Annotated in this window: 8 protein-coding genes; 2 read left to right on the top strand and 6 right to left on the bottom strand. The window is 68.5% G+C overall.

Translation table 11 applies throughout. The features are described 5' to 3' along the window. Positions 1 to 16 precede the first annotated feature (16 nt). The 3 genes from EJJ38_RS05895 to EJJ38_RS05885 are packed head-to-tail and all read right to left on the bottom strand — an operon-like array spanning position 17 to position 2,882. The gene (locus EJJ38_RS05895; protein WP_127089186.1) at positions 17 to 361 is read right to left on the bottom strand and encodes a DUF1491 family protein; all 345 of its coding nucleotides are present in this window, start codon (positions 359 to 361) and stop codon (positions 17 to 19) included. Beyond that, positions 361 to 1,356, bottom strand: a complete 996-nt coding sequence (locus EJJ38_RS05890; protein WP_127089185.1) for a peptidoglycan-binding domain-containing protein — start codon at positions 1,354 to 1,356, stop codon at positions 361 to 363. The genes EJJ38_RS05895 and EJJ38_RS05890 overlap by 1 nt, the downstream gene beginning before the upstream one ends. Beyond that, entirely contained in the window at positions 1,353 to 2,882 is a 1,530-nt protein-coding gene (locus EJJ38_RS05885) for a sensor histidine kinase (protein ID WP_127089184.1), read from the bottom strand. The genes EJJ38_RS05890 and EJJ38_RS05885 overlap by 4 nt, the downstream gene beginning before the upstream one ends. 389 nt (positions 2,883 to 3,271) lie before the next feature. Between EJJ38_RS05885 and EJJ38_RS05880 the strand changes: the two genes are divergently transcribed. Then, the gene (locus tag EJJ38_RS05880; protein WP_127089183.1) at positions 3,272 to 4,816 is read left to right on the top strand and encodes a sensor domain-containing diguanylate cyclase; all 1,545 of its coding nucleotides are present in this window, start codon (positions 3,272 to 3,274) and stop codon (positions 4,814 to 4,816) included. A 352-nt stretch (positions 4,817 to 5,168) separates the two neighbouring features. Beyond that, the gene (locus EJJ38_RS20425) at positions 5,169 to 10,241 is read left to right on the top strand and encodes a glycosyl hydrolase (protein ID WP_205666114.1); all 5,073 of its coding nucleotides are present in this window, start codon (positions 5,169 to 5,171) and stop codon (positions 10,239 to 10,241) included. 45 nt (positions 10,242 to 10,286) lie between these two features. On the opposite strand, the gene EJJ38_RS05865 is transcribed toward EJJ38_RS20425, so the two are convergent. The 3 genes from EJJ38_RS05865 to EJJ38_RS05855 all read right to left on the bottom strand — a co-directional run bounded on the left by EJJ38_RS05865 (position 10,287) and on the right by EJJ38_RS05855 (position 12,402). Beyond that, the gene (locus tag EJJ38_RS05865) at positions 10,287 to 11,237 is read right to left on the bottom strand and encodes a LysR family transcriptional regulator (protein ID WP_127089181.1); all 951 of its coding nucleotides are present in this window, start codon (positions 11,235 to 11,237) and stop codon (positions 10,287 to 10,289) included. Between the two features lie 65 nt (positions 11,238 to 11,302). Then, positions 11,303 to 11,977 (bottom strand): DUF1028 domain-containing protein, encoded by a 675-nt coding sequence (locus tag EJJ38_RS05860; protein ID WP_127089180.1) that lies wholly within the window; start codon positions 11,975 to 11,977, stop codon positions 11,303 to 11,305. A gap of 11 nt (positions 11,978 to 11,988) precedes the next feature. Then, a complete protein-coding gene (locus EJJ38_RS05855) occupies positions 11,989 to 12,402 on the bottom strand; it encodes a RidA family protein (protein ID WP_127089179.1) in 414 nt (137 codons plus the stop codon). Positions 12,403 to 12,410 lie beyond the last annotated feature (8 nt).

Below are 12,410 nucleotides of genomic sequence, written 5' to 3'. Positions count from 1 at the left end.
AGCTTAAGCCCGGTTTTCACGCGGGCGCCAGATCCACGAAGCAGCGCCCCTCCCGGTCCTCGATCTCCACGAACCAAAGGTCGGGATCGAAGCGCATTTCCTTGACCATCCGCTCCTCGCTGTCCGCTTCGGGATGGCCCGGCTCCACCGCAAGGCGGAACAGGCGGTCGACGGGAAAGGAGGCGTCGAAGTCGGTCTGGGGCGCGGGCGCATAGAGTGCGGCGTGCCCGTCCAAGGTCGCGACCTTCACGAACACAGCGCCCGCCTCCTCCGAACCCCGGCGACGCACGGCGGCGAAGGCGCCCGCACCATTGGCGGTGCGCACCAGGGCCGCGACGAAGATGGCGCTCTTGAGCCGCATCACTCGATGGGCGCGCCGGAGACGGCGGCCAGTTCGCGCATCATGCGGTCCGAGATATCGCCGGTGGCGGGCAGGTTCCGGTCCCGCTCGAAGCGCTGGATGGCGAGGCGCGTCTCGGTGCCCGGCTGGCCGTCCAGCTTGATGGGTCCGTAGCCGAGGCGCGCCAGCGCCTTCTGAACGGAGAGGATGCGCGGGGACGCAGCCTGGAGATCACTGGGCGGGCGCACCGAGCCGGTAACGCCCGCATCGCCCGGAACGGCGGCGGGCGGCAGCATGGGACGGCCGGCCGAAGGAGCCGCGGCAGGAGGCGCCGCCACGGGCCGCGCGACCGCAGGCGCCGTCGGAGCGGCGACCGCCTGGGCGGCCGGAACACGGCGCAGTTCGGCCATGACGGTCTCGTTCGGCTCGCCGCTGGAGACGCGCAGGCGCGCCGCCTGCTCGAAGGCGCGCACCGCCGCCTCGGTGCGCGGCCCGCTGAGGCCGTCCACCGTGCCGTCATAGAAGCCGCGCCGGGCCAGCTCGCGCTGGATGTCGGCCACCAGGGGAGAGGGCGTGCGGGGCGTGGGCAGGCTCGCGGGCGGCAGCAATGCCGCCACATCGGCCGGAACGGGCGCGGCGGCCGGCGGAGGCGCGACGGGCACCGATGCGGACCGCGCAGGGGCGGGCGGCGAAGCGGTCGCGGCGGAGGGCGGCCCGAAGATCATGGCGGGCGTGCCGGGCGCGCCCGACGCGGACGCACGGGCTTTCGGCTCCACGGAAACGGTGGTGGCCCCCGTGGAGGCCGAGCGTAGCGTGGCATGCTGCAGGAAGAAGATGTTGGCGATCACCGCCCCGGTGGCAGCCACCGCCGCAAGCGCAGCAAACCCATCGGCAAAACGATGGGCGAGGCGCCCGGCCCGTCCACTCCCCTGTCCCGCGCCCAGATGGGAGGCGTCCAGGTGCGGATCATGCCGGTCGTCGTCGTCATAATGGCGGGCATGGATGGCGTGGCTCATGCGGACCTCCGGTCAACATCACCGGCATCCATCATGGGAAGGGCGATGCGCAGGGGCGTTGCCGCCACCCCTTCGGGGCCGCACAGGGGCAGAGCCACGGTGACGGTGGTCCCGACACCCAGCACGCTCGCCACCTGGAACGCACCCCGGTGCAATTCCACCAGCGCCCGCACCACCGCGAGCCCGAGCCCGTGGCCCGCCCGGCGCTGGTCCATGTCGCCGGCCTGGAAGAAGGGCTCGCCGAGCCGTTCCACATCCGCCGCCCGCATGCCCGCGCCCGTGTCGCGCACCTTCAGGTGCATCAAGCCGCCGCTCACGGAGGCATCCACCACGACCTCGCCGCCGGCGGGCGTGAACTTCACCGCGTTGGACAACAGGTTGAGCAGAACCTGGCGCAGCGCCCGCTGGTCGGCGGCCAGAGGCGGCAAGTGCGCCGGCATGGCATTGACGAGGCGGATGCCGCGACGGTCGGCCTCCAGCGCCAGCATTTCCAGCGCGCCTGCCACGATGCCGTGAATGTCCAGATCCTCGCAGGCCAGCTCATAGGCGCCCGCCTCCACCCGCGACAGATCGAGGATGCCGTTGACGAGGCCCAGCAGGTGCTGCCCGCTCTCATGGATGATGCGCGCATAGTCGGCCCGCCGCGCCGCGTCCATCTCGCCCACGTCCCCGGTGAGCAGTTCCGAGAAGCCGAGGATGGAATTGAGCGGCGTGCGCAATTCATGGCTCATGGTGCGCAGGAAGCGGCTCTTGGCGTCGTTGGCCCGTTCCGCCTTGGCGCGGGCGTCGTCCGCCACCGGAAGCTCCGCCGCCGCCAGGGCGGCGCGGTCCTGCCACTGAACCCGTGCGGTGCCCTGCCCGTCTCCACAGATGCGGGCCTCCAGCGCCATGAAGCGCGGCACCTCGCCCAGCGCCCCGCAGCGCAGGCGAAGATCCACAAGGCGCGTCCGCCCATCGGCGGCGCAGGCCGACAGCGCGGCAAGAAAGGCGGGACGATCCGCCACCTGAATGCGCTCCGACAGGCCCGCCCCGGACAGATCCTCGGGGGCAAGGCCGGCAATCCCCTCCGGCGCGCGCTCGATGGCCAGCGTCTCGCCGGTGCGGGCATGGAGCGTGATGAAACCCTGCGGCGCGGTCTCTTCCCGCGCGATCTCCATGGACACGGGCGCCGAAGCGGCGGCCTGCACCATGGCGGCGGCGGCCCGTGAGAGGCCCACGGCCACGGCCGACAGCGCCGCCGCGATGAGCCCGCAGGCCAGAAGCCATCCGGCCTCGGGGCCTGCGCCCACAAGAAGACCCGTCGCCTGCGCCACCAGGAGCGCACCGCCCGAGCCGCCCGCCAGCACGGCGAGCATCAGCAGGGCCCGGCCCGCATGGGCGGAAAAGACGGCGAGGCTTCCGGGATCGGCGGCCAGATCCGGCCGGGCATGGCCGAGGACATGCCCCAGGGCACCCGCCGTGCGCGCGGCGCGCGCCGAACGGGCAAGGAATGCTGCTCCCGCACTCTCTGGTCGAAAGCCACTCACCTTGCCACTGGCGCCCGCGCGCCCTCCCTCCGAACCGTTTTGAAACGTGGCACGGCAGGCTTTAAGCGAACCCTAAGGAGCGGCCCTCGGGCTTATGGGAGCGCGCTTTCCTCGCTGCCGTCGTGAACGGAAGATTGATGCGGCGGGAGCCTCCCGCGCCCACTTCAGACGGCGTCCGCAGAAAACCTACCGCTAACCACTTGATGGCGTGAGTTTTATGGGCCTGCCGGATACATGCCTACACCACGGCCGCCGCCTCAACCGAACCTTAGGGAAGGCCCGAATAGTCTTGCTGCTTCCGGGGCTGGCGGGCATGCGCTAGATTCGGAGAATCCAGCTCGGACGGTCGTCTACCGCTCCGAAAGCGGATCAGGCGTGGAGGCGTAGGGATGGTGACGGGGTCCCGCCGGCTTTTCGCGAGCCGTTCCGCCCTCTTCTTCGCGTTCGCCCTGGTCTTCGCCTTCATCCTTCTGCAGGCCGTGACACTCTGGCAGGCGCGGCAGGATGCGTGGCGGGCCGCCATCCAGTCGGCGGAGAATGTCCAGTCCACGCTGCGCGTCAGCATTGAGCGCAATCTGGCGCTCCTCGAATTGTCGCTCATCGGCGTCCAGGACACGCTGAAGATCGACGGCCTCGACGCCATGCCGCCATCCCTGCGCAACACCATCCTCTTCGACAGGGCCAGCAGCGCGCAATTTCTCGGCTCCCTCCTGGTCCTGGATGATCAGGGCCACATCAAATACGATTCCGCCTCGCCCACGCCGCGCACGCTCCATCTCGGCGACCGCGACTATTTCACCGCGCAGCGCGAGAAGGATGCCGGGACCTATCTCAGCCATCCCTTCCGCAGCCGACTGCGCAACAACGATCCCAGCATCACTGTCAGCCGCCGCCTGAACGGCCCCGGCGGCGCGTTCCAGGGCGTTGCGGCAGCCACCATGCGGCTCGCCTTCTTCACGAGCATTTTCAAAGAGGTGAAGCTGCGCCCGGGCGACGTGATCACGCTGATCCTCACCGACGGAACCATCGTCCTGCGGCATCCTCCCACGGAGAACGGCGCCGACTATCTCGGCGAGAACATGTCGGCGAGCCCGATCTTCCAACGCATGCTTCATGGTGCGGGGCCTTTCGAGGAACGCTCCCGCATCGACGGCACCAAGCGCTTCTATGTGCATTCCCGCGTGGCCAATTTTCCGCTGATCCTGTCGGTGGGCTTCAGCGTGCCGGACGCCATGGCGGAATGGCGCCAGCGGGCGCTGATCATCTCCGGCGTGACCCTGGCCATGAGCGCCGGCATCATCGCCCTGGTGCTGGCGCTGCGCCGCATGCTCATGCGCAGCTACCGCATGGAGGAGACGCTCGAACTCGCCGCCCTCACGGATTCGCTCACGGGCCTCGCCAACCGCCGCGCCTTTGACGACGCCCTGCAGCGGGAATGGAAGCGCGCGAACCGCAACAAGACGCCCCTGAGCCTGATCGTGCTGGACGGGGACCACTTCAAGGCGATCAATGACGAATTCGGCCATGCGGGCGGCGACCTGGTGCTCCAGATGATCGCCGATCGCCTCAGCCGCGCCGTGCGCCGGCCGAGCGACGTGGTGGCCCGCTATGGCGGTGAAGAGTTCGTCGTGCTCCTGCCCAATACCTTGCCCGATGGCGCCCTGAACGTGGCCGAGAACATCCGGGGGCGGGTCAACCGGGCGCGCATCACCCTGTCCGATGGGCGCGTGCTCGCGGCGACCGTCAGCCTCGGCGTTTCAAGCATGGGGCCCGGCGATGAAAAGGAGCAGTGCCGCCTGTTCCAGGAGGCCGACGCGGCCCTCTATCAAGCCAAGCAATCGGGTCGGGACAGCATCGTGGTGTTCCAGGGGGGCGTGGTGTCGATGATGCCGCACAACCGCACGCCGATGGACCCTCCCGGCACCGGCGCCTGACGGGCGCAGTTACGCTCACGCGAGCGTGACCCTCCCTACCGTTATCTCCCATATCCAAATGGGAGGTGACATTGTAATGATCTCTTACGCCATGCTTCAGCGCGGCGGTGTATTCCTTTTCCGACAGATTTGGCCGTCAGGCCGGGCGCTTTCCGTCCGGCTTAAGCGTGCCATATGCCAAATGCGAATGACCGCTACCCCATGCTGACCCGCGACTGCACGCCTCCTTACTTCACCGAGATCTGGCAGCACTAGCCCGAGACCCTGTCGTGTCTTTCGACGGGCGGTGATGGCGCACGCCATTCCGAACGGTATCGCTTTGTATTTGCGGCCGTAAGGCGAGGGTCTTGTCATGTCTGTGAAGAAGGTTGGTCTGGGTGGCTATTCCACTGTCGTGCCCGAAGGGGCTGCATCTCCCCAAACCTGGAGCGGGACGCACGCCGTTCCCCAGGTGAGCGGCGGCGCCGCAGGGGCGCCCGTGCCCACAAATGACTGGTGGTCCTCGCTGGTCTTCAACTATTTCGAATCCGCCACCTCCGCCCCGCTCTTCGCGGACCCCATGACGCTGCAGACGGACAGCACCGGCATCCGGATCGGCCATCAGACCAACGTCACGCTCATCGATGGGCCCGGCCTCCAGGTCGAGGACAACATCCAATACAAGTATTTCTTCTCGCCCGGCCTGCATGTGGGCGTGGAAGACCTGGGCAACGGCACGGTGACCGTCTCCGATTACGGGGACTGGACGGTGACGACCGACTGGGCGGACGCCGATGGCGACGGCGGGCTCCAGGCGACCTTCGGCCACGGCCTGCCCTTCGTCTATTTCAACCGCAGCGGGGACGGGGCGGCGGTCATCAATGTGCTGGAAGCCGCGCCCATCAGCCGGGTGGGCAATCCCGTGATGCCGCTCGTCTACACGATCGACGGCCTGAGCGGCGCCTTCAACGGGGGAAATACCGCCTTCACCTTGCCCATCGATGCCGCCAGCGGCATCGGCAACGGGCCGCAGGTGCGCGTTTCCTACGATTTCAACGGCGACGGAAAGTTCGACCGGGTCGAGACCTATAATTACTTCCCCACCGACAACGCTTCCGGCTGGGAGACCTACACCCAGGGCGCGGGCCTCTCCTCCGTTACCGGCGCCATGGCCAACTTCACCGGCGGCTCCGTGAAGGTGGAGATGTGGAACGCCATCGGCGAGGGCACGCCGGGCGTGCGCACCGACACGCCCGCGGGCGCGGCGCATCCCTCCAACATCACCCTCCCCTTCGCGAACCTCGTTGCCTCCGGTACGGCGGTGGACACGCTCTATCTGCGCAGCGGCGCCACCCCGGACACGCCCTCCGCTTTGTCCCCGGTGGCGGGAACGGCGGCGGTCACGGACACCATGGGCAACACCCAGGAAAACCTCTCCTGGGACGGCAAGGGCGAGGTGTGGTTCAACGCCGACGGCGTGGTGGGCGTCACCATCCAGGGCGTGCACTACGGCATCTTCGGCCCGGCGGGCGCCAATTGGGTGATGACGGAGACCGGGCTGAAGTCCGATCTCGGCGGCGCGGAGACCTTCTCGGTGGCCGTCCTGCCCGAGAAGTCTGTGGCGACGCTCCAGTATTTCGCTGAACATGCGGACAATGCGGTGACCGGTAGCACGGTCGCGTTCGACTATGACGCGGCCACCGGAACGGTGACGCAGACCTTCTCCGTCACCACCTCCACCGGCGAGGACCCGCTGGCGGCGCTTTATCGCCACCAATGGATCAATACCGACGAGCCGCTCAGCGACCTCAGCTACATCTCCGCCAAGGGCGAGATGAAGCTCGCCTCGGATTCGAGCTTCACCGTCACCTATGACGCCAGCCCCATGCTGCCGGTCCTGCCGCTGCTGGACGGCGCGCTGGCGGCCCAGGTGCGCCAGCTTCTGCAGGCGGACGTGGCGGAGCTGAACAGCCGCTCCATCAAGATTCCCTTCCAGGACACCTACACGGCGGGCAAGGAGCTGGGCCGGCTCTCCGAGCTGGCGCAGATCGCCAACCAGCTGGGCGAGATCGCCATCCGCGACACCTATTTGGCGGTGCTGAAGGCGGAGCTGGAGGACTGGTTCACCGCCGAGGGCGGCGACGACAAGCACTTCGTCTACAACGCCGAATGGGGCACGCTGGTCGGCTATCCCGCCAGCTTCGACAGCGAGAAGCAGCTCAACGACCACAATTTCCACTACGGCTATTTCGTGCAGGCGGCGGCCACGGTGGGCATGTTCGACCAGGCCTGGGCCTCCCAGGACCAGTGGGGCGGCATGGTGGACGTGCTGATCGCGGACGTGGCCAATACCGACCGCGACAGCGACCTCTTCCCCTATCTGCGCAGCCTCGATCCCTATGCCGGCCATAGCTGGGCGTCGGGCCACGCGGCCTTCGCCTCCGGCAACAACCTGGAATCCTCCTCCGAATCCCTCAATTTCGCGGCCTCGGTCGCGCTCTGGGGCGCGGTGACGGACCGGGACGCGGTGCGCGATTTCGGCATCGCCCTCCATTCCATGGAGAGCGCGGCGGTAATGCAATATTGGTTCGATGTGGACGACGCCGTCTTCCCGGACGACTTCCCCTATGAAGCGCTCGGCATGGTGTGGAGCGACGGCGGCAGCCACACCACCTGGTTCAGCGACGATCCCGAGCGCATCCACGGCATCAACCTGATGCCCTTCAGCGCGGCCACCTCGCTGCATCTGGCCACCGAGCAGGCGAAGATCCTCGCCAATTACGCCGAGATGGCCGCCGAGAGCGGCGGCGAGCCACGTTATTGGAAGAACATCCAGTGGAGCTATCTGGCGCTGGCCAATCCCGACCAGGCGCTGGCCGAGCTGATGGCGGACCCGAACTACAGCCTCAATGAGGGCGGCTCGGGCTCCTATGTGCAGACCCTGTTCTGGATCGCCTCGCTCAGCACGCTGGGCACGCTGAACACCGACGTGCGCGCCGACACGCCCTTCCACGCCGTCTTCACCAAGAACGGCGTCAACACCTACGTGGCCTACAATACCGGCGAAGCGAACCTCGTGGTGCACTTCACCGACGGCACCGTGCTCACCGTGGTGCCGGACACCATGGGCACCCTGCGGGACGGCGTGGTCACCCTGTTCGACCTCTCCAGCGACACCGAAGCGGAACCAGGCACCGAGCCCGGGACGGATCCGGGCACGGACCCCGGAACGGATCCTGGTACGGACCCCGGAACGGATCCTGGCACCGATCCTGGCACCGATCCCGACCCCGCGCCCGTGAGCGCCGGGCTGGTCCTGTCAAACGGCGTTCTGGCATTTGATCCGGCGCGGAGCACGGTGACGCTTGCCTCGGCGGGCGGCGCGAACCATGACGGGGCGCCCCATGCCCCGGCCAGCTTCACCATTTCCGGCGTCACCGGACATTATGATGCCTCCGCCACCGGCTTCGCGCTGAAGATCGATGCGGCGGGCGCGGGCGACGCGGTGCAGGCCGCCATCTCCTATGATTTCAACGGCGACGGCATCATCGACCGGGTGGAGATCTACCGCTATTTCGCCACCGACCCGGTGAGCGGATGGGAGACCTACGGGGCGAACTGGGGCCTCAAATCGGCCACCGGCAGCGCCATGCGCGACCTCGACGGCGGCACGGTGAAGGTGGAGCTGTGGACCGCGCTCGGCACCCATGCGGTAACCGTGTCGCTCGCGGCCTCCTCGCTCGACCTGCCCTTCACCTTCGAGGGCACCAGCACGCCCACCGATCCCGAAGTGCCGACCGATCCGGAAGTGCCCACGGACCCCGAAGTCCCCACCGATCCGGAAGTCCCGGTCACGGGCGACGGACTGGTCCTGGCCGGCGGGCAGATCGGCTTCGATCCGGCGCGCGGCGCCGTCACCCTGGTTTCGGCGCAGGGCCGCAACCAGGACGGCACGCCGGTCGCCTCCACGAAGCTCACGCTGGAGAACGTCACCGCCGGCTATGAGGCCGGGCAGGCCGCCGCCTTCGCGCTGAAGGTGGATGCGGGCTCCGGTGCGGGCGATGCGGTGCAGGCCGCCATCTCCTATGACTTTGACGGCGATGGCGTGATCGACCGGGTGGAGACCTATCGCTATTTCGCCACCGACCCGGTGAACGGATGGGAGACCTATGCCAGCGCCTCCGGCCCGCGCTCGGTCACCGGCGGCGCGCTGCGGGACATGACGGGGGGCACCGTCACCATCGAGCTGTGGACCGCGCTCGGCACCCACCCGGTGAAGGTGGACCTTGCCGCCTCGCTCCTCGACCTGCCTTTCGCCTCGGCCTCCGCCGGGCCGAACCCGGACCCCGAGCCCCAGCCGGAACCCGAGCCGGAGCCGGAGCCGGAACCCAATCCCGAACCCAATCCGGACGCGGTCGGCAACGGCCTGATCCTGGTGGACGGCGCGGCCGACTTCGACCCCGCGCGCGGCACCGTCACGCTCGCCGCGGCGGGCGGCGCGAACCATGACGGCACGCCCCATGCCGCCGCCAGCCTCACGCTGGAGAACCTGACCGCGACACATATCTCGGGACAGGCCACCGGCTTCCTGTTGAACGTGGATGCGGGCGGCGCGGGCGATGCGGTGCAGGCCTCCGTCTCCTACGACTTCGACGGCGACGGCACCTTCGACCGGGTGGAGACCTACGCCTATTTCGCCACCAATGACGTGCCCGGCTGGGAAGCCTATTCCAGCACGTGGGGCCTGAAGTCCGTCATCGGAGCGGCGCTGCAGGATCTCGATGGCGGCACGGTGAAGGTGGACCTCTGGTCGGCGCTGGGAACCCATGCGCTGGCGGTGAACCTCGCCACCTCCTCCCTCAGCCTGCCATTCCAGTTCGACGGCAGCTCGACGCCGGGGACCGGCCCCGGCACCATGCCCGAGCCCGAGCCCGAGCCGGAGCCGGAGCCCGAGCCCCAGCCGGAAATACCGGCGGACGGTGATTTCCTGGTGTCCTCCGGCCCCGCCGGCATCCGGCTCACCACCGCCGCCGCCATGGAGATCGAGGGCGCGAACCATGGCCGCTATATCGGCACGCCCCACGAGGCCCTGGTGCTCACCGCCCAGGACATTCACGGGGCCTATGATGGCGGCCGCATCGCCTTCAACCTTCCGGTGGATGCGGGAACCGGCATCGCCAACGGCACGCAGATGCGCCTCACCTTCGATTTCGACGGCGACGGCACGGCGGACCGGACGGAGACCTACCAGTATTTCGCGACCGACAATGCGGTGGGCGCGGAAGCCTATACGGACGGACGCGGCCTCATCAGCGCCGACGGCGCATTCCAGGACTTCACGGGCGGCAGCGTCACGGCGGAGATCTGGAACGTGATCGGCGGCTCCATGGTCACCCTCGCGGCGGGCGCCACCATCACCCTGCCCCACGATGAGTGGCTGGTCTGAAGCAGGCATGAGGGAGGTCCGTGGGTTACGCACGGGCCTCCCGCCTCACCCCTTGCGCTGGCGCCTGTCGATGGCGGGGGCCACCATGCCGGGGATGTAGGCATCCGAAATGAAGGAGCGGCAGTGCGTCTGGAACGCCTGGAGCAGCCGCGATTTCTTGAAATGGGTCACCGTCGCCAGGCCCACCACCATGGGGCGGTGCTCGCCCGCAAGGCGCACCCGCACCACGCGGCGGCCGTCCAAAGCAAGGTCGGAGCGGGGCCGGACATTGGCGAGCGTATAGCCGTAGCCATTGGCCACCATGGTGCGCACCACCTCCTGGTGGGCGGAGCGCGAATGGACCCGGGGCTGGAGACCTTCCTTCAGGAACAGCGCGAGGAAATATTCCGCGCTGATGGGCAGATCGAGGAGGATCAGGGGCTCCTCGGCCAGTTCCTGAAGGCTCACGGCGGACGCCTGCGCGAAGGGATGGGCCTCGCTCACCACCACATGGGGCGGCAGGCTGGCCAAGGGCGTGAAGGAAATGCCGTCCGGGATCTTCAGGTCATAGGTGACGGCGATGTCGATCTCCGCCCGCCGCAGCCCCTCCAGCAGCAATTCCTGGTTGGCCTCCACATGGCGGATCTGCGTGCCCGGAAAGGCGGAGGTGAAGCCGTGGGAGAGTTCCGGGATGATCATGGGCGCCAGCGTGATCATGCAGCCCACGGAAAGCTGACCGCGCACCTGGTCGGTGGCCTCGGACGCCACCGCATAAAGCCCTTCCGCCTGCTCTATCAGGTGCTTGGCTTCCGCCAGCAGCTTGCGGCCCACAGGCGTGAGCGACAGGCCCTGCGCATGGTGGCGCACGAAAAGCTGCACGCCCAGTTCCTGCTCCAGATGGCTGATGGCCGTGGAGATGGAGGGCTGGGAAATGCTGATACGCTCGGAGGCGAGCGTGATGGAGCCCGTCTCCCCGGCGGCGATGAAATATTCGAGCTGCCTCAGCGTGTAGCGCATGGAGCGTTGAATAGCCTGTTCCGGGGCTCCGCGCGAGGCGCCCCGGCCGGTGCTTGCGCGGCCTTTCATTCGTCTCCCGGCACGCCGTAGCTGGGCGCGGCCACCGGCTCCAGGGCGCGCTGCACGTAAGCCTCCATCTGCGGCTTCCACAGCGTCCAGAGCGCGGCGAGGCGGCCGATGGGGTCGCTCTCGTCCCAGTCCACCCGCAGGTCCGTGATGGGCCAGGCTTCCTCGCCCGCCATGAGCAGACCGGCGGAATGGACCGGACCTGCCTCCCCGCCCGCCGCAAGGCCCGCCTGCAGCGCCGCGATCAGCCGGTCGCCCAAATCACCTTCCGCGCCCTCGAAGGCGGCAACCATCACCGCGGGCACCCCGTCATGGGCCAGCAGGTTTCCGGCGGCGACGCAGTCGCGCCCTTCCTTCAGCCCCCAGGTGCCCAGCGTGCCCGAGCCGGAGAAGGTGGCGGTGCGCCCCTTTCCGTCCACGGCGGTGAGCTGGCGATGGTCCATATGCGGCCGGGAGGCGACCAGCGTCTCCACGGCGACCGAGGCGGACGCCCCAAGCGCCATCAGGTCCAGCGCCGCCGGGCCGAGGCGCGGGTCCGTGATGTTCTGCGAGCAGACGGCGCCCACGCCCGCGCGCACATGGGCGCAGCGGGCGGCCACCGCCGGCGAGGAGGAGGAGATGACGATGCCGAACCGGCCCGTCTTCGCGCAGCGCGCGGCGAGGGAGAAGGTCATGGTGTGCCCCGTCAGTCCGGGATCACGGCGGTGGCGTCGATCTCCACCAGCCAGCTGGGACGGGCCAGCGCCACCACCACGAGGCCGGTGCAGACCGGGTGCACGCCTTTGATATACTCGCCCATGGTGCGATAGACCGGCTCGCGGTGGCGCACGTCGGTGAGATAGACCACCAGCTTGCACACATGCTCCATGGTGCCGCCGGACTCTTCCACAAGCTGGCGGATGTTCTGCATCACCTTGTGGGTCTGGGCCACGGGATCGCCGATGCCCACGTCCACAGCCGTGTCCAGGTCCTGCGGGCACTGGCCGCGCAGGAAGATGGTGGTGCCGCGCGCCACCACCGCCTGGGCGAGGTCGTTGTCCAGCTTCTGCTCGGGATAGGTCTTGGCCGTGTTGAACGGGCGGATACGCTTGTGGATCATGGCGTTAC

Source organism: Aquabacter cavernae, assembly GCF_003993795.1.
Classification (GTDB): domain Bacteria; phylum Pseudomonadota; class Alphaproteobacteria; order Rhizobiales; family Xanthobacteraceae; genus Aquabacter; species Aquabacter cavernae.
Note: the sequence above shows the minus strand (reverse complement) of the source record. Positions and strands in the feature narration are given on the sequence as shown.